At 69.9% G+C, this 20,032-nt stretch carries 3 protein-coding genes; 2 read left to right on the top strand and 1 reads right to left on the bottom strand.

The annotated features are described in order from the left end of the window. Positions 1 to 38: 38 nt before the first annotated feature. Positions 39 to 1,052, bottom strand: a complete 1,014-nt coding sequence (locus LCHO_RS17110; protein ID WP_012348437.1) for an AAA family ATPase — start codon at positions 1,050 to 1,052, stop codon at positions 39 to 41. Between the two features lie 297 nt (positions 1,053 to 1,349). Here LCHO_RS17110 and LCHO_RS17105 point away from each other — a divergent pair, with 297 nt between their 5' ends. Together LCHO_RS17105 and LCHO_RS17100 are read left to right on the top strand one after the other, a co-directional pair. Then, on the top strand, positions 1,350 to 3,047 hold the full coding sequence (locus LCHO_RS17105; protein WP_150105513.1) for a ShlB/FhaC/HecB family hemolysin secretion/activation protein: 1,698 nt from the start codon (positions 1,350 to 1,352) through the stop codon (positions 3,045 to 3,047). A 91-nt stretch (positions 3,048 to 3,138) separates the two neighbouring features. Continuing rightward, positions 3,139 to 19,980, top strand: coding sequence for a YDG domain-containing protein (locus tag LCHO_RS17100; protein ID WP_012348435.1), 16,842 nt, complete (start codon positions 3,139 to 3,141; stop codon positions 19,978 to 19,980). Positions 19,981 to 20,032 lie beyond the last annotated feature (52 nt).

Below are 20,032 nucleotides of genomic sequence, written 5' to 3'. Positions count from 1 at the left end.
GACGGCCGGCCCGGCGGGGATTCGAGCCGCGGTCTGATTCAGTGCACGAAGCCGATCGGGTTGCGCTTGCCCGCACCCTGATCGGGCAGGTCGGCCACCTCGATGCGCTCGCGGCGCGCCAGCTTGGCGTTGCCGAAGGCGGTCATCCAGCTGCGCCGCATCTCGCGCGGGGCGAGCGCGGCCATCGCGTCGAGCACGTCGTCGCACGGCACGGCCTCGAAGCGCTGGCCCCAGTCGTGCGACTGGCGGATGCCCTGGTAGAGCCGCAGCGCGATGGCGCGCGCCGCGTCGCGGTCGGGCGAGTGCACCTCGTAGACGTTCATGCGGTTGAGGATCGGGCCGGGGATCGACCGCTCGTCGTTGGCGGTGGCGACCCAGATCACCTGGCTGGCGTCGATCGGCACCTCGGCGAATTCGTCGACGAAGCTGTGCGCGGTGTCGTGCTCGAGCAGGCTGTAGAGCGCGCCCAGCGGGTCGTAGGCGTGTTCGCCGCCGGCCTTGTCGATCTCGTCGACCACGATCACCGGATTGGCGTACGAGCCGTCGACCAGCGTCTCGAACACCTTGCCGGGCCGCGCGCCTTTCCACTGCGAGCTGGCGCCTGACAGCACCCAGCCGGCGGTCAGCGAACTCATCGACAGGAAACCCATGCCGGTGCCCAGCAGCTGGGCGATCTCGCGGGCGAAGTGGGTCTTGCCGACACCCGGGGGGCCGAGCAGCAGCATCGGCGTGATCTCGAGCGCGTCGCGGCTGTCCTCGCACAGCGCGAGCTGGCGCTTGACGTCGTCGAGCACCGGATGGAAGTTGGGCAGCGTGCTGTACAGGTGATCCATCGCCGGCAGCGACGAGGGCTTGACCTGGAAGCGCTCCGGGCCCTTCTCGAGCATGCGCTCGTAGGTGGCGCGCAGGTGCTCATGCTCCTTGGTCGGCAGCTTGGTGAGCCGCTTCTCGACCTCGTCGAGACGGTAGAGGTGACGCATCTGGGCGATCGGGATCGCCGATGGGCGGGCGTTCTGGGTGGGGACCAGATCGGTGGACGGGCTGCGGTTCATGCGGACCTCCAAACACGAAAGCCAAGTGCGGCTGATTTCGATTGGAACCAAGCATGCCTGATGCCAAGGCCCGAAGAAAGACCCGGACAGGCCTTCAGTTGGGGGCATTCCCGACCGATACCGCCCGAATCGGCAACTGCGAGGTTTTCTCCAGTCTGTTCGACCCATCGATTCGCAGGGGTATTTCTAGACTGGCTTGCGCGATTTTCATTTTTGTCAGAGCCGCATCCCGCCACGTCTTCGCCCCCGATCCATGCCGTCTGCGCCGTGGCCGGTGCCGAAACCACCGAAATGACCATGAACTCCTTGCCCCCCGCCGTTCGCGGCCTGTCTGCCGGCCTGTTGCTGGCGTGCACCCTGACCCAGGCCCAGACCGCGCCGGATGCGGGCAACCTGCTGCTCGATGTCGAGCGCACCCAGCCGACGCCTCGGCCGGCGCCGGCCCTGCCGAGCCCCAAGCCCCAGGGACCGACCGACACCGCCGAGGGTGCGCGGGTGCAGGTCGGCAGCTTTCGCCTGACCGGCGCGACCCTGGTGCCCGAGACCGACCTGCAGGCCGCGCTGGCCGCCTGGATCGGCAAGCCGTCGACCTTTGCCGACCTGCGCCGCGCCGCCGACGCGGTGGCCGAGGTCTACCGCCAGCGCGGTTTCCTGGTGCGTGCCTATCTGCCCGACCAGGACATCCGCGACGGGGCGGTCACCATCGCGGTGCTCGAAGGCCGCCTCGGCGCGGTGCGTGTGGACCGCCCGCAGGCGGGCCGACACCTGTCGGACGAGCAGGTGCTGGCCTACATGGGCGCACGCCAGAAGATCGGCGAACCGGTGCGGCCGGACGACGTGCAGCGCGCCGTCAGCCTGCTCAACGAGATGCCGGGCCTGAGCGCGAGTTCGCTGCTCGAACCGGGCGACAAGGCGGGCGAGTCGCGCCTGGTGGTGTCGGTGCAGGACACCCCGCGTTACGCCGGCCTGGCCCAGATCGACAACGCCGGCTCCAAGGCCAGCGGCGCCGAGCGTCTGACGCTGGGCGGCACCGTCAACAGCCCGCTGGGCCTGGGCGACCAGGTGCAGGTGCTGGTCAACACCAGTCGCGGTTCGACCTACGGGCGCGCCGCCTACAGCCTGCCGGTCGGCCACGACGGCCTGCGCGTGGGCGCTTCGGCCTCGCGCCTGCACTACGGCTACAGCCTGTCGGGCACCCGCTACACCGGCGGCGCCGGCGTGCTGGGCCTGACGCTGAACTACCCCTGGCTGCGCAGCACCGCCGGCAAGCTCAACGCCACCTTTGGCCATGACCGCAAGCGGTTCGACAACGCCGTGGCCGGCATCGCGCTCAACGACAAGCGCCTGAACCTGAACACCCTGGGCCTGGACGGCGAATGGCTCGACGACGCCTTCGGCGGCGGCATCACCCAGTTCAGCCTCGGCCTGACGCTGGGCCGGCTCGATCTCGGCGGCAATGCCGGCGACCTGGCGTCCGACCAGATCGCCAACGGCCCCGACCGGCAAGGCCGCTTCCGCAAGCTCAACGCCTCGCTGACGCGCCTGCAGCGCATCGACCGGGTCAACACGCTGTCGGCCCAGCTGTCGGGCCAGTTCGCCAGCGGCAACCTCGATTCGTCGGAGAAGTTCCTCGCCAGCGGCACCTCGGCGGTGCGCGCCTATTCGAGCTCGGAGCCCAGCGGCGACGACGGCCGGCTGCTGAGCCTGGAGTGGCGCCGTCAATACGGAGCCGATCTGTCGGTGGCGCTGTTCCACGACCGCGCCTGGCTGACCCGCGACCACACGCTCAACGTCGCCAGCCTGAGCCCGAACCGCTACACGCTGGCCGGCAGCGGCGTCGGCGTGACCTGGGGCAAACCCAGCGCGGTGCTGGTGCGTGCCAGCCTGGCCTGGCGCCACGGCAGCAACCCGACCCGCAACCTGGCCACCGACGCCGACGGCGACGGCACAAGGCGCAACCCGCGCCTGTTCGTCTCCGCGCTCAAGACCTTCTGAGCGGCCCGCCCGCCCTCCGCCCCGCACACCCCCAGTTCCTGGATGACGGCGTCACTGCGCGACGCCCATCCGATCGTCAGAAAGTTGAACCATGAAAAACGGCCCCGGCTCCATGAATCGCGTCTATCGCCTGGTCTGGAACGACATCGTCGGCGCCTTTGTCGCCGTGGCCGAGTTCGCCCGTGGGCGCGGCAAGCGCAGCTCGTCGGTGGTCGGCGCGGTGCTCGCCGTCACGCTGCTGGGCACGGGATCGGGGGTGCAGGCGGCGGGGCCGCCGGCGGTCAACGCGCTGCCGAGCGGCGGCACGGTGGTGGCGGGCCAGGCCGGCATCAGCCAGAACGGCAACGCGCTCAACATCCAGCAGACCAGCGTGCGCGCGGCCATCAACTGGCTGACCTTCGACATCGGCGCGCAGGCCCAGGTCAACATCCGGCAGCCCGACGCCCAGTCGGTGACGCTCAACCGCGTGCTCGGCGCCGATCCGTCGGCCATCCACGGCCGCCTGAATGCCAACGGTCAGGTGATCCTGGTCAACCCGAACGGCATCGTCTTCGGCAAGGGCTCGCAGGTCGACGTGGGCGGCCTGGTGGCCAGTTCGCTGGATCTGGCCGACGCCGACTTCATGTCGGGCAAGCTCAATTTCGTGCGCGGCGACGCGCTCGGCAAGGTGCTCAACCAGGGCACGCTCAAGGCCGACGGCGGCTACGTGGCCCTGCTGGCGCCCGAGGTGATCAACGAAGGCGTCATCAGCGCCCAGCTCGGCACGGTGGCGCTGGCCGCCGGTGACGCGGTCACGCTCGACCTCGGCGGCAACCAGCTGCTGGGTGTCAAGGTCGATCCGGCCAGCGTCAAGGCGCTGGTCGCCAACCGCCAGCTGGTGCAGGCCGAAGGCGGCCGGGTGATCCTGAGTGCCGGCGCCGCCAACCGCCTGCTCGAACAGGCCGTGGCCGGCAGCGCGGGCGCCACCGAACTGGTCGAACACGACGGCGGCGTGCGGCTGGTTTCGGCCGGCGGCACGGTGAAGGCGGGCGCCGGGCGCATCGACGTCGAAGGCAGCACGGTCGACCTTTCCGGCACGCTCGACGCCAGCGGCGCGCAGGCCGGCAGCGTGCGGGTCGGCGCCGATTTCGTCAGCCAGTCGGGCCGCATCGACGCCAGCGCCAGCCAGGGTGCCGGTGGCCGGATCGCGATCAGCGCCGACACCACGATCCAGACCGCCTCCGCCACGCTCAATGCCGACGGCGCGGGTGGCGGTGGCAGCGTGCGCATCGCCGCCGATGACGGCGCCGCGGGCGTCGTCTACAGCTCGGCGCAGATCAGCGCCCGCGGCACCGGGGCCGCGGCGGTCGGCGGCGAGATCGCCGTCAGCGCCGACAGCGTGCAGCTGCGCGCGGCCAACCTTGACGCCAGCGGCCAGGCCGGTGGCGGCCGGGTGCGGGTGGGCGGCGGCTTCCAGGGCCACGACACCGACCTGGCCAACGCCTTGAACGTCGGCATCAACGCCAGCACCGTGCTGCGCGCCGATGCCGGCGTGCAGGGTGACGGCGGCCAGGTGGTGGTCTGGTCGGACGACCGCACCACCTTCGGCGGCCACGTCTTCGCACGCGGCGCGGGCGCCGGTGGTGACGGCGGCCAGGCCGAGGTGTCGGGCAAGGGCGACCTGATCTTCGCCGGCACGGCCGACCTGTCGGCGCCGCAGGGCCAGGCCGGCCGCCTGCTGCTCGATCCGCGCAACATCATCGTCGACAACGCCGCCAGCTCGATCGCCAGCCTGGCGATGGACGACCCCACGCCCGACGCGACCAGCGGCTTCGGCACCGTGACCCAGGTGCTCGGCAACGGCAACGTCGTCATCACCGCACCGAACGCCGACACCGCCGCCACGGCCGACACCGGCGCGGTCTACCTGTTCGACAGTTCGAACGGCGCCCTGCTGTCGAACCTGCGTGGCAGCGGCGCGGGCGATCACGTCGGCAGCGCCGGCATCCAGGTACTGGGCAACGACAACTACCTGGTGTTGAGCCCGCAGTACGGCACGGTCAGCGGCGTCAACGTCTTCGGTACGTCGACCAGCGATTCGTCCACCATCGGCACACCCAGCGCCTACGCCATCACGGCCAGCAGCACGGCGTCGGCCGGTGCGATCACCTGGCAAAGTGCCACCGGGGCGGCCGGCAGCAGCTTGGTGAGTGCGGCCAACAGCCTGGTCGGCAGCACCGCCAACACCGACAGCGTGACGAGCTACAGCTACAGCGGCAGCACCGTCACGGCCGGAGCCAGCGTGTCGGTCACCGCCAATGACCAGCTCGGCAAGGTGTCCACCTACGAGCCGTGGGGCGATGTGGCCGTTGCCGGCACGACCACCGTGCACGAACTGGCCGACGGCAATGTCGCCATCGCCACGCCGAACTGGTTTAACGGCCGCGGTGCAGTGACCTGGATGAACGGCGCCACCGGCGCGCTGTTCACCGGTGCAGCGGGCGCCGAGGTGTCGGCCAGCGTGGCCACGACAGGGGCTACGCCGATCCGCACCCTGGCGCCGGTGTCGACCGATGCCAGCGGCGACAAGGTCTACGTGATCGGCTTCGACGCCTCGCTCCCCTTCACCTACACGGCCGGCGCCACCAACCGGCGCAGCACACCGCCCGGTGCCGGCGGCGACGCCATCGGCAGAAACCTGACGCTGTTCGACGACGGCAGCTACGTGATCGCGAGCCCGCAGTGGAGCAACGGCGCTGCGGCCTATGCCGGCGCCGTGACCTGGTCCGGTGCGGGAGGCACGGCCGGGGTGGTGTCGAGCGGCAACAGCCTGGTGGGCAGCAATGCCTACGACTTCGTCGGCAGCGGTGGCGTGACGCCGGTGGGTGCCATCGACAGCAACTACCTGGTGGCCAGTCCGTACTGGACCGACAGCGGCAATGCCGCGGTCGGGCGCTATCTCGAGAACGCTCCCAACGGGGCCGTCACCTGGGTGGACGGCAGCACCGGCCGGGCCTTCGGCGAGGCCGGCACGGGCGCTGCCGTGGGCGGCGGCAACAGCCTGATCGGTGGTGCGGGGGATGGGTTGGGCGCACGCAGCAACAGCATCGGCACGCCGACCGCCACCTACGACCTCGTGCCCAGCCCGTACAGCTACAGCACCACCTCGTCGACACGCACCTTCGCGACCACCGACGGCATCACCGAACTGGCGAACGGCAACTACCTGGTGGTCGACACCTCGTGGAGCGGCAGCCGCGGCTCGGTCACGTTCGGCGACGGCGCAGCGGGTGTCGCCGGCAGCGTGTCGGCCGCCAACAGCCTGGTGGGCAGCACGGCGTCTGATGGCGTGGGCGCGTCGGTGCTCGAATTGAGCGGCAGCCACTACGCGGTCGTCTCCAGCACCTGGGACAACACCGCTGCCGGCGCAACCGATGCCGGCGCCGTCACCTGGGGTTCGGGCACCAGCGGCGTCAGCGGGGCGGTCTCGGCCGGCAACAGTCTTGTCGGCAGCGATGACTATGAACAGGTCGGCTCGGGCGGCGCCATCGGCGTGGGCGCCACAGGTGCGGATGGCCTGCGCACCGACTACATCGTGCTCAGCCCGCTGTGGGGCAACCGCAGCAGCGCGCAGTATTCGACCACCGCCTATGGCGCGGTGACCTGGGTCGACGGCAGCAACGGCGACGTGCACGGCAGCAGCGCCAACGGCGCCGCGGTTTCGAGCACCAACAGCCTGGTCGGCAGCAATACCGGCGACTACGTCGGCAGCTACGTCGGCTCGTACTCGCGCGTGCTGGGGAACCCAGTGGACGGTGCCTCGCCGATCACGACGCCGTGGTACGCCAACCCGACCGCCACCGTCGACGTGCTCGCCGACGGCAACTACGTCGTGCGCAGCCCGAGCTGGGATGCCGGCAAGGGCGCCGCGACCTGGGCCGACGGCAGCGCCGGCATCGCCGGCTCGGTGAGCGCGGGCAACAGCTTGGTGGGCAGCACCTCCGACCAGTACGCCACGGTCACCGGCAGCCACACCGTCAACGCTGCTGTCTATACCGACACGACCTATCAACTCACCACCACCGGCGACCACGTCGGCCTGCTCGGCACGGCCCTGCAGGATGGCAACTTCCTGGCCATCAGCCCCAGCTGGGGCAACGGCCGCGGCGCGATCAGCTGGCTCGGCGCGAGTGCGCCCACCGGCGCCGTGAGTGCGGGCAACAGCCTGGTCGGGAGCACCCAGGACGTTTTCACCGACGCCACCCACACAGCCCTGGTGTCGGCCGGTGACCGCCTCGGCACGTTGGCCGACAGCACCTGGGTTGTGCCGGTCGTGAGCAGCCGCAACTCGGACAGCTACTCCCCCACCGGCACACGCAACCTCGGGCCCTATCAGCTCGGCACCAGCTGGAACGTCACCTTCGCCTACTGGAACGGCAGCACCTGGACTTATCCGGTGGCCGGCAAGAACTACGGCACGACTTCGGTGGCGAGCACGCAGATCGAGTCCGACGGTTGGGGCTACCTGACGAGCCATTTCGCCTACAACGCCAAACCCATCGTCGCGACCTTGTCGAACGGCAACGCGCTGATCGGCAGCCCGAGCTGGAACAACGGCAGCGCCACGCGCGCCGGCGCCGTCACCTGGATCAACGGCGCCACCGGCACGCTGGCCGATGCCAGCCAGGGTGGCACGCTCGGTGCCACCAACAGCCTGGTCGGTGACCACACCGACGATGTGCTGGGCTTTCGCCTTCCGCTCGACGGCGTGGCGGAGCTCGCCAACGGCAACTTCCTGCTGATCAATCCGCAGTGGAACGAGGAGCGCGGTGCCGTCACCTGGGGCAGCGGCACGGCCGGCGTGACCGGCACGGTGTCGGCCGCCAACAGCCTGGTCGGTGAGATCGCCTCGGGCAGTCTCGGCTTCAGTCTGCCGAGCGACTATGTCTATCGACTGGTCGGCTCCAACTTCTCGTACGACTGGACCGACCGCCGTTCCGATCAGGCCGGTGACCGCGTCGGCTTGGGCGGTGTCACCGTGCTGGCCGACGGCAATGCCGTGATCGGCTCGCCGTTCTGGAACCAGTCCGCCGCCTGGGACAGTTATTCAGCCCCCAGCTCGCTCGGCGCCGCCACCTGGATCGACGGCAGCAACGGGCTGCTCAAGGATGGCAGCGCCGGCGGCAGCATCAGCGCGAGCAACTCGCTGGTCGGATCCCAGCATGGCGACGCGGTGTCGTATGCGGCCTTCGTCGACCCCTACTCACTTCAACACTATGTGACCTCCGGCATCACGGCGCTGGCCGCCGGCAACTACGTGGTGGCCAGCCCCTGGTGGTCGAACGGCGCCACCTCGCAAGTGGGCGCCGTCACCTACGGCACGGCAGGCGGCATCGTCGGCGAGGTCGGCGTCGGCAACAGCCTGGTCGGGGCCAGTGCCGGCGACCACGTCGGCCGAGGCCTGTCGAGTTACGACCCCTGGTACTACACCGCCATCATCTATTCCGGCGTCCAGGTGCTCAGTGACGGCAGCTACACGAACTACCTCGTGCGCACGTCCGACTGGACCAATGCCAACGACATCGCCGGCGGTGGTGCCGGCGCTGGCGCGGTGACCTGGGTGGACGGCAGCACCGGCCACGCATTTGGTGAAGGCGGTACCGGTGCGGTGGTCTCGGCCGCCAACAGCGTGGTCGGCAACGTCGCCGGCGATGGCGTCGGCGCCCAGCTGATCTCGCTGACCCGTAACGTGAGTGGGCAGAGCGTGGCCACCGGCGACCAGTTGCTGCTGAGCAACCTGGCCTATTGCGGCGTGCCCGGCGTGGGTGCGATCACCTTGCTGTCCGGTGCGCAGGGCGCCGCAGGGCCGGTGAGCTGGCGCAACAGCATGATCGGATTCGCCTCCGCAGCCGACGGCATGAACACGTCGAGCTTTGACGGCTACAGCTACAGCACCGACGTGCACGCCACGCTCTTGCCCACCGCCGTGACCGGCGCCGAGCAGGTCGCCTGGCGGCCGCTGATCTGGACCACGCCCAACACCACCAGTGGCAACAACGGCAGCCGCGCGCTGGCGCTGACGCTGGTCAGCGACAGCAACACCGCGCCCGACAGCGCCGATCAGGTCAACACCGGCGGCGGGGCCAACTGGGCCGGCAGCTGGTTTGCCGGCGACAACGCGGGCTACACCGGCGTGGGCGGCAACACCGGCACCGGCTTGCTGGGCTTCTCGGCCAACACCGGTGAAGACGTGGTCATCACGCCGGCGGCCCTCACGGGCCTGCTCGATGCCGGCACCGACGTCACGCTGCAGGCCAGCAACGACATCACGGTGCTGCGCGACATCACCACCTCGGCCGGCGGCAACGGCGGCGACCTGACGCTGGAGGCGGGTCGCTCGATCCACCTTTATGCCGACATTCGCACCGACAACGGCAACTTCACCGCCATCGCCAACCAGAGCCTGGCCGCCGGTGTGGTCGACGCCGACTGCGCCACCTGCGTGGCCGAGATCGTCCAGCAGGCCGGCAGCCACATCGATGCGGGCACCGGCAGCGTCAGCCTGACCCTGCTGGCCAGCACCGACAAGACGTCCGACGACGCCGGCGACATCCGCCTGTCCAACCTCGACGGCGCGAGCATCTCGGTGGTCAACCAGGGCATCGACGCGGCCGGCAACGGCCGCGGCATCCGCTTCAACGAAGGCGCCACGATCGGCAGCAGCGCCACCGAGTCGCTCACGCTGCAAACCCGCGGCTACACCGGGCTGGCCGGCGGGCTGGCGCTGCAGAGCGACACCGTGCTGCAGGGCTCGAACACGGCCACGCTCTCGGTCGGTGCATCGGACGCGAGCATCGCGGTCGACCTGGGCAGCGCCAGCGGCAGCGGCCTGGCGATGACCGGCGCCGAGATGGGCAGCGTGATCCAGCAGTCCAGCGGCTTTGCCGAGATCGTCTTCGGCCGCGCCGACCAGAGCGGCGCCACCACCGTCGGCACACTCGACTTCACGCAGGCTGCGATGCTGCGCAGCGGCAGCAGCAGCCTCGACGCCGACCTGACCTTGCAAGGCGGCAGCGGCGGCACGACGCTGTCGGGCGCCGTCACCTCGGCCGAGGCCGCCGGCCGCACGCTGACCGTGGCCGGCACGGACGGTGCCATCACGCTCGCCAACGGCGCATCGATCACCGCAGCGACCGGTGTGCTGCAACTCGCCGCCCACGGCAGCGCGGCGCTGACGCAGAACGCCGGCAACACGCTCAACGCCACGCAACTGCTGCTCGACGGCACCGGCTCCGTGGCGCTGAACGCCGGCAGCAACACCATCGGCACGCTGGCCGGCACGGTCGGCACGGCCAACGTGCGCACCAGCAGCGGCAACCTCACCGTGGGATCGGTGGGCACCGTCGACGGGCTCACCACCACCAGCGGCATGACGCTGCAGGCCGCCGGCAGCGCCACCGACGTCGTGCTCGACCAGGCCGTCACCAACGCCAGCGGCACGCTCGTCATGGCCGCCGCAGGCGACTTCGTCAACAACGTCGCCGCCGATACCGGCATCGACGCGGGCACCGGCCGCTACCTCGTGTACTCGGCCAGCCCGGTCGACACCACCGAGGGCATGACGGGCTACTCGAAGCATTACAACCAGAGCTACAGCGCCGGCTCCGACCCCGCCTATGCCAGCGCCGGCGACTGGTTCCTGTACAGCGTGGCGCCGACCCTGACCGCCTCGCTCGGCGCGGGTTCGACCATCACCTACGGCCAGCCGGGCAGCGCCCCGGGCGTCAACATCAGCGGCCTGATCGACGGCGACACGCTGGCGAGCGCCACCACCGGCAGCCTGGCCTCTTCCACGAGCAGCTACACGGCGTCCGGCGCGGGCTTCATCCCGGTCGGTTCGCACACCCTGACGCTCAGCGGCCAGGGCACGCTGACCAGCGATCTGGGCTACCAGATCGCCGTCACCACCGGCAGCGCCACCCTCACGGTGCAGGCCAAGGCGATCAACGTGGCCGGCCTCGCCGCCGACAGCAAGGTCTACGACGGCAGCACCACCACCACGGTCAGCGGCACCGCCAGCCTGACCGGCGGAGGCGCCACCAACCTCGACGGCAAATACCTCACCGGCGACACGCTCGCCATCGGCGGCACGGCCTCGGGCAGCTTCGTCGATCGCCATGTCGGCACCGCCAAGAGCGTCGCGCTCGGCGGCCTGAGCCTGAGCGGCGCCGACGCGGCCAACTACACCATCAGCACCGACTCGGTCACGGCCGACATCACGCCCAAGACCGTCACCCTGACGGGCCTGAGCGTGGCCGCGAGCAAGGTCTACGACGGCACTGCCCAAGCCACCCCGATCGGCAGCGCCGCCCTGCTGGCGGCCGAGGCGGTCGGCAGCGGCAGCACGGGCGATGGCCGTCGCTACACCGGCGACAGCGTCAGCCTCGTCGGCACCGCGAGCGCCACCTACAACGGCGTCAACGTGGCCGATGCCAGCGCCGTCACCTTCGGCGGCCTGAGCCTGAGCGGCACCGAAGCGGGCAACTACGTGCTCGCGGCCGGCAGCCAGGCGGCCACCATCACGGCCAAAGCCCTGACGGTGACCGGCGCGACGGCCGTCGACAAGGTCTACGACGGCAACACCCTGGCCACGGTCGGCAGCGCCGGCAGCCTGGTCGGCGTGATCGGCAGCGACGCGGTCAGCCTTGACGCCAGCCAGGTGACCGCTGAGTTCGCCGACAAGAACGTCGGCACCGGCAAGACGGTGACGCTCGGCAACCTGAGCCTGGATGGCGCGGGTGCGGGCAACTACAGCATCACCGGCCAGGCCAGCACGACGGCCGACATCACGGCCAAGGCTCTGACGGTCAGCGGTGTGACGGCCAGCAGCAAGGTCTACGACGGCGGCGTCAACGCGACCGTCAACACGGCAGTCGCAAGCCTCACCGGGCTGGTGGAAGGCGACGACCTGACGCTCAGCGCGACGGGCACGTTCGCGGACAAGAACGTCGGCACGGGCAAGACCGTGACGCTGAGCAGCAGCTACGACGGTGCCGACCTCGGCAACTACAGCATCACCGGCCAGGCCAGCACGACGGCCGACATCACGGCCAAGGCTCTGACGGTCAGCGGTGTGACGGCCAGCAGCAAGGTCTACGACGGCGGCGTCAACGCGACCGTCAACACGGCAGTCGCAAGCCTCACCGGGCTGGTGGAAGGCGACGACCTGACGCTCAGCGCGACGGGCACGTTCGCGGACAAGAACGTCGGCACGGGTAAGGCCGTGACCTTGAGCAGCAGCTACGGCGGCACCGACCTCGGCAACTACAGCATCACCGACCAGGCGAGCACGACGGCCGACATCACGGCCAAGTCGCTGACGGTCAGCGGTGTGACGGCCAGCGGCAAGGTCTACGACGGCGGCGTCAACGCCATCGTCAACACGGCAGTCGCAAGCCTCACCGGGCTGGTGGAAGGCGACGAACTGACGCTCAGCGCGACGGGTGCATTCGGCGACAAGAACGTCGGCACCGGCAAGACAGTGACGCTGAGCAGCAGCTACGACGGCGCGGATGTGGGCAACTACAGCATCACGGGCCAGACCACGACGAGCGCGGACATCACCGCCAAGACGCTGACGGTCAGCGGTGTGACGGCCAGCAGCAAGGTCTACGACGGCGGTGTCAACGCGACCGTCAACACGGCCGGCGCAAGCCTTGCCGGGCTGGTGGAAGGCGACGACCTGACGCTCAACGCGACGGGCACGTTCGCGGACAAGAACGTCGGCACCGGCAAGACAGTGACGCTGAGCAGCAGCTACGGCGGCACCGACCTCGGCAACTACAGCATCACCGACCAGGCGAATGCGACGGCCGACATCACGGCCAAGGCGCTGACGGTCAGCGGTGTGACGGCCAGCAGCAAGGTCTACGACGGCGGCGTCAACGCGACCGTCAACACGGCCGGCGCAAGCCTTGCCGGGCTGGTGGAAGGCGACGACCTGACGCTCAACGCGACGGGCACGTTCGCGGACAAGAACGTCGGCACCGGCAAGACAGTGACGCTGAGCAGCAGCTACGGCGGCACCGACCTCGGCAACTACAGCATCACCGACCAGGCGAATGCGACGGCCGACATCACGGCCAAGGCGCTGACGGTCAGCGGTGTGACGGCCAGCAGCAAGGTCTACGACGGCGGCGTCAACGCGACCGTCAACACGGCCGGCGCAAGCCTCGCCGGGCTGGTGGAAGGCGACGACCTGACGCTCAGCGCGACGGGCACGTTCGCGGACAAGAACGTCGGCACGGGTAAGGCCGTGACCTTGAGCAGCAGCTACGGCGGCACCGACCTCGGCAACTACAGCATCACCGACCAGGCGAGCACGACGGCCGACATCACGGCCAAGGCTCTGACGGTCAGCGGTGTGACGGCCAGCAGCAAGGTCTACGACGGCGGTGTCAACGCGACCGTCAACACGGCCGGCGCAAGCCTTGCCGGGCTGGTGGAAGGCGACGACCTGACGCTCAACGCGACGGGCACGTTCGCGGACAAGAACGTCGGCACCGGCAAGACAGTGACGCTGAGCAGCAGCTACGGCGGCACCGACCTCGGCAACTACAGCATCACCGACCAGGCGAATGCGACGGCCGACATCACGGCCAAGGCGCTGACGGTCAGCGGTGTGACGGCCAGCAGCAAGGTCTACGACGGCGGCGTCAACGCGACCGTCAACACGGCCGGCGCAAGCCTCGCCGGGCTGGTGGAAGGCGACGACCTGACGCTCAGCGCGACGGGCACGTTCGCCGACAAGAACGTCGGCACGGGTAAGGCCGTGACCTTGAGCAGCAGCTACGGCGGCACCGACCTCGGCAACTACAGCATCACCGACCAGGCGAGCACGACGGCCGACATCACGGCCAAGGCTCTGACGGTCAGCGGTGTGACGGCCAGCAGCAAGGTCTACGACGGCGGTGTCAACGCGACCGTCAACACGGCCGGCGCAAGCCTCGCCGGGCTGGTGGAAGGCGACGACCTGACGCTCAGCGCGACGGGCACGTTCGCCGACAAGAACGTCGGCACGGGTAAGGCCGTGACCTTGAGCAGCAGCTACGGCGGCACCGACCTCGGCAACTACAGCATCACCGACCAGGCGAGCACGACGGCCGACATCACGGCCAAGGCTCTGACGGTCAGCGGTGTGACGGCCAGCAGCAAGGTCTACGACGGCGGCGTCAACGCGACCGTCAACACGGCAGTCGCAAGCCTCACCGGGCTGGTGGAAGGCGACGACCTGACGCTCAGCGCGACGGGCACGTTCGCGGACAAGAACGTCGGCACGGGCAAGGCCGTGACCTTGAGCAGCAGCTACGGCGGCACCGACCTCGGCAACTACAGCATCACCGACCAGGCGAGCACGACGGCCGACATCACGGCCAAGGCCTTGACGGTCAGCGGTGTGACGGCCAGCAGCAAGGTCTACGACGGCGGTGTCAATGCGACCGTCAACACGGCAGTCGCAAGCCTCGCCGGGCTGGTGGAAGGCGACGACCTGACGCTCAACGCGACGGGCACGTTCGCGGACAAGAACGTCGGCACGGGTAAGGCCGTGACCTTGAGCAGCAGCTACGACGGCGCCGACCTCGGCAACTACAGCATCACCGACCAGGCGAGTGCGACGGCCGACATCACGGCCAAGGCGCTGACGGTCAGCGGCGTGACGGCCAGCAGCAAGGTCTACGACGGCACCACCGGTGCGACGGTCGACACGAGCGCCGCGAGCCTCGCCGGGCTGATCACCGGTGACGACCTGACGCTCCGCGCCACGGGTGTCTTCGCCGACAAGAACGTCGGCACGGGCAAGACGGTGACACTGAGCAGCAGCTACGGCGGCGCGGACGCAGGCAACTACAGCATCACCGACCAGACCACGACCAGCGCCGACATCACGGCCAAGGCCTTGACGGTCAGCGGCGTGACGGCCAGCGGCAAGGTGTACGACGGCACCACCGGTGCGACGGTCGACACGAGCGCCGCGAGCCTCGCCGGGCTGATTACCGGTGACGACCTGACGCTCCGCGCCACGGGTGTCTTCGCCGACAAGAACGTCGGCACGGGCAAGACGGTGACACTGAGCAGCAGCTACGACGGCGCCGACCTCGGCAACTACAGCATCACCGACCAGGCGAGTGCGACGGCCGACATCACGGCCAAGGCCTTGACGGTCAGCGGCGTGACGGCCAGCAGCAAGGTCTACGACGGCGGTGTCAACGCGACCGTCAACACGGCCGGCGCAAGCCTCGCCGGGCTGGTGGAAGGCGACGACCTGACGCTCAGCGCCAGCGGCACGTTCGCGGACAAGCACGTCGGCACCGGCAAGACGGTGGCCTTGAGCAGCAGCTACGGCGGCACCGACCTCGGCAACTACAGCATCACCGACCAGGCGAGCACGACGGCCGACATCACGGCCAAGGCGCTGACGGTCAGCGGTGTGACGGCCAGCAGCAAGGTCTACGACGGCGGCGTCAACGCGACCGTCAACACGGCCGGCGCAAGCCTCGCCGGGCTGGTGGAGGGCGACGACCTGACGCTCAACGCCACGGGTGCATTCGGCGACAAGAACGTCGGCACCGGCAAGACAGTGACGCTGAGCAGCAGCTACGACGGCGCGGATGTAGGCAACTACAGCATCACGGGCCAGACCACGACGAGCGCGGACATCACCGCCAAGACGCTGGCGGTCAGCGGTGTGACGGCCAGCGGCAAGGTCTACGACGGCGGCGTCAACGCGACCGTCAACACGGCAGTCGCAAGCCTCACCGGGCTGGTGGAAGGCGACGACCTGACGCTCAACGCGACGGGCACGTTCGCGGACAAGCACGTCGGCAGGGGCAAGACCGTGACGCTGAGCAGCAGCTACGGCGGCACCGACCTCGGCAACTACAGCATCACCGACCAGGCGAGCACGACGGCCGACATCACGGCCAAGGCTCTGACGGTCAGCGGTGTGACGGCCAGCAGCAAGGTCTACGACGGCGGTGTCAATGCGACCGTCAACACGGCAGTCGCAAGCCTCGCCGGGCTGGTGGAAGGCGACGACCTGACGCTCAACGCGACGGGCACGTTCGCGGACAAGAACGTCGGCACGGGTAAGGCCGTGACCTTGAGCAGCAGCTACGACGGCGCCGACCTCGGCAACTACAGCATCACCGACCAGGCGAGTGCGACGGCCGACATCACGGCCAAGGCGCTGACGGTCAGCGGCGTGACGGCCAGCAGCAAGGTCTACGACAGCACCACCGGTGCGACGGTCGACACGAGCGCCGCGAGCCTCGCCGGGCTGATCACCGGTGACGACCTGACGCTCCGCGTCACGGGTGTCTTCGCCGACAAGAACGTCGGCACGGGCAAGACCGTGACGCTGAGCAGCAGCTACGACGGTGCCGACCTCGGCAACTACAGCATCACCGACCAGGCCGGCACGACGGCCGACATCACGGCCAAGACTCTGACGGTCAGCGGCGTGACGGCATCGGGCAAGGTCTACGACGGCAACACCGGTGCGATGGTCGACACGAGCGCCGCGAGCCTCGCCGGGCTGATCACCGGTGACGACCTGACGCTCCGCGCCACGGGTGTCTTCGCCGACAAGAACGTCGGCACGGGCAAGACGGTGACACTGAGCAGCAGCTACGACGGCGCCGACCTCGGCAACTACAGCATCACCGACCAGGCGAGTGCGACGGCCGACATCACCGCCAAGGCCTTGACGGTGACCGGCGCTACCGCCAGCGGCAAGGTCTACGACGGCACGGCCGTGGCGAGTGTCGGCAGCGCCGGCAGCCTGGTCGGCGTGATCGGCGACGATGTCGTCGGCCTCGATGCCAGCCGGGTCGCGGCAGCGTTCGTCGACAAGAACGTCGGCACGGGCAAGGTGGTGACGATCGACAGCCTGAGCCTGGACGGCGCCGATGCGGGCAACTACAGCATCACGGGCCAGACCACGACCCGCGCCGACATCACGGCCAAGGCCTTGACGGTGACCGGCGCGACGGCCGGTGGCAAGGTCTACGACGGCACGGCCGTGGCGAGTGTCGGCAGCGCCGGCAGCCTGGTCGGCGTGATCGGCGGCGATGCCGTCGGCCTCGACACGAGCCTGGCCACGGCAGCGTTTGCCGACAAGAACGTCGGCACGGGCAAGGCGGTGACGATCGACAGCCTGAGCCTGGACGGCGCCGATGCGGGCAACTACAGCATCACGGGCCAGACCACGACCCGCGCCGATATCACCGCCAAGGCCTTGACGGTGACCGGCGCGACGGCCGGCGGCAAGGTCTACGACGGCAACACCCTGGCCACCGTCGGCAGCGCCGGCAGCCTGGTCGGCGTGATCGGCGCCGATGCCGTCGGCCTGGACACGAGCCTGGCCACGGCAGCGTTTGCCGACAAGAACGTCGGCACGGGCAAGGTGGTGACGATCGACAGCCTGAGCCTGGACGGCGCCGATGCGGGCAACTACAGCATCACCGGCCGGACCACGACCCATGCCGACATCACGGCCAAGGCCCTGACGGTCAGTGGCGTGACGGCCGCCGGCAAGACCTACGACGGCAACACCGCCGCGGTGGTCGACACGAGTGCCGCGAGCCTCGCCGGCCTCGTGTCCGGCGATGACCTGACGCTCAGCGCCACGGGTGTCTTTGCCGACAAGAATGTCGGCACGGGCAAGACCGTGACGCTGACCAGCAGCTACGGCGGCGTCGACCTTGGCAACTACACCATCACGGGCCAGACGAGCACGACGGCCGACATCACCGCCAAGGCCTTGACGGTCACGGGCGTGACGGCGACCGGCAAGGTCTACGACGGCAACACCGCCGCGAGGGTCGACACGAGCGCCGCGAGCCTGAACGGGCTGGTGACGGGCGACGACCTGACCCTGCGCGCCACGGGCACGTTTGCCGACAAGAACGTCGGCGCGGGCAAGACCGTGACGCTGGCCAGCAGCTACGCCGGCGCCGACCTCGGCAACTACAGCATCACCGGCCAGGCCGGCACCACCGCCGACATCACGGCGCGCACCCTCGAGTTGCGTGCCGACGACAAGGCCAAGACCTACGGCGATGCCGACCCGGTGCTGACGTTCGGCATCGGTGGCCTGGGGCTGGCCGAAGGCGACAGCGCCGCCGATGTCTTTGCCGGCGCGCTCTCCACCGCGGTGGGGGCGGCAGCGACGGCCGGGCTGCATGCCATCGACATCGGCACGCTCGCCGTCGGTGACAACTATCGCGTGGGCCAGTTCACGGCCGGTCAGATGGTGGTCGGCAAGGCGGCGCTGACCGTGCAGGCCGACAACCAGCGCAAGACCTACGGCGACGCCGATCCGACGCTGACCCACAGCCTCGACACGGCGCAGCTGAAGTACACCGACACGGTCGCCGTGGCCGACGGCGTGACGCTGGGCACCGCCACGGGCGCAGCGGCCACGGCGGGCACGCACCGCATCGTCGGCGAGGGCGTGGCGGACAACTATGTCATCACCGTGCTCGACGGCGAACTGGCGGTGGACCGGGCGGCACTGACCGTCACGGCCGACAACCGGCACAAGACCTACGGCGACGCGGATCCGCTGCTGAGCCACTCCGTCGACGCCTCGCAGCTCAAGTACAGCGACACCGCCGCCGTGGTGACGGGTGTCGGCCTGAGCACCGCGACGGGTGCGCAGGCGACCGCGGGCAGCCACGTGATCACCCTCTCGGGTGCGACGGCGGCCAACTACGCCATCGTGTCGGTCGACGGCACGCTGAGCGTCGACAAGGCCGCCTTGACCGTGACGGCCGACGACAAGAGCAAGACCGCGGGCGAGAGCGACCCGGCGCTGAGCTACAGCGTCGACGCCAGCCAGCTCAAGTACGCCGACGATGCCGGCGTGGTGCGTGACGTGACGCTGACCGCGCCCACCGGCAACGGCCTGCCTCCGGGCGACTACGCCATCGTGGCCGGCCAGGGCACGGCCGACAACTACGAGCTGGGTTTTGTCGACGGCCGTCTGACCGTCAAGCCTTCGCCGAGCGTGAAGGCCGAGAACCTGGCCACGCAGACGCGGGTGGTGACTGCGCCCGTGGTCGCACCCACACCGGTCTCGACCGGTGCCGCGGTGGTCCAGCCGGGCAGTCTGACCGTGATTGGCGGCGGGCTGACCGTCCCCGTGTCGTCGTCGGGCTCGGCAGGCTCGGCCGGCTCGCCGGAGGGCGCAGGTCTTTCGGGCGGATTCGGTTCCTCGGGGGGCCTTGGTGGTGGCTTCGGTGGGGGTACTTCAGGCGGCAATGCCGGATTCGGCTCCGCCGGTGCGAACGGTGCGGGGGGCGGTTCGGCTGCCGATGGCGCATCGGGTGGGGCTGGCGGCACTGGTGGTGCAGGCCGCACCAATGCCACCACGGGCACAACGGGCACGGGCAGCACCGCCGGGACCGCTGGTGCAACCGGTGCCGCAGATGCGGGTGGCCTGGTCGACACCGGTGGCGCAAACGCTGCCGGCGGCGCAGGTGGCTCGGCGGGGATCACCGGCGACAGCTCGGCTACGGGTCAGTCCACTGGCGGCACGGGTGGTGCCGGCGGTGCATCCGCCAGTGCCAGTGCCGGCGCGGGTGGCGGTGACGGACGATTGGTCGCGGTGCGGCCGATCAGCCAGATCAGCGCCGACCCGGTCCGCGGCGTGACTTTCGAGGCCGGCGCTGTGTTCGAGAAACCGGCGGGCAGCAGCGTGGCGTTTACGGCCACGCTGGCGGACGGCACCGCGTTGCCGAGCTGGCTCAAGATCGATCCCCAGACCGGCACGCTGACGGGGCTTCCGCCGGCCGGCAGCCGCGATGTGTTCGAGGTGGTGGTGACGGCACAGAGCGATGCCGGCCAGAAGGCCGCCACGCGGGTGACGCTGGAATCCGGCGCCGTCCGCTGACCGGGGCACCGGCCGGCCCGGTCAAGGCCGGGCCGGTCGGCCTTCGAGCGGC

It is taken from the genome of Leptothrix cholodnii SP-6 (assembly GCF_000019785.1).
GTDB classification, from domain to species: domain Bacteria; phylum Pseudomonadota; class Gammaproteobacteria; order Burkholderiales; family Burkholderiaceae_C; genus Sphaerotilus; species Sphaerotilus cholodnii.
The sequence above is the reverse complement of the archived record's forward strand: the minus strand, read 5'-3'. Positions and strand labels throughout refer to the sequence as shown.

Bases quoted from the DNA above. Each gene is read 5' to 3' on its own strand.
- LCHO_RS17110 (WP_012348437.1), bottom strand. From the start codon at position 1,052: ATGAACCGCAGCCCGTCCACCGATCTGGTCCCCACCCAGAACGCCCGC.
- LCHO_RS17100 (WP_012348435.1), top strand. From the start codon at position 3,139: ATGAAAAACGGCCCCGGCTCCATGAATCGCGTCTATCGCCTGGTCTGG.
- LCHO_RS17105 (WP_150105513.1), top strand. From the start codon at position 1,350: ATGAACTCCTTGCCCCCCGCCGTTCGCGGCCTGTCTGCCGGCCTGTTG.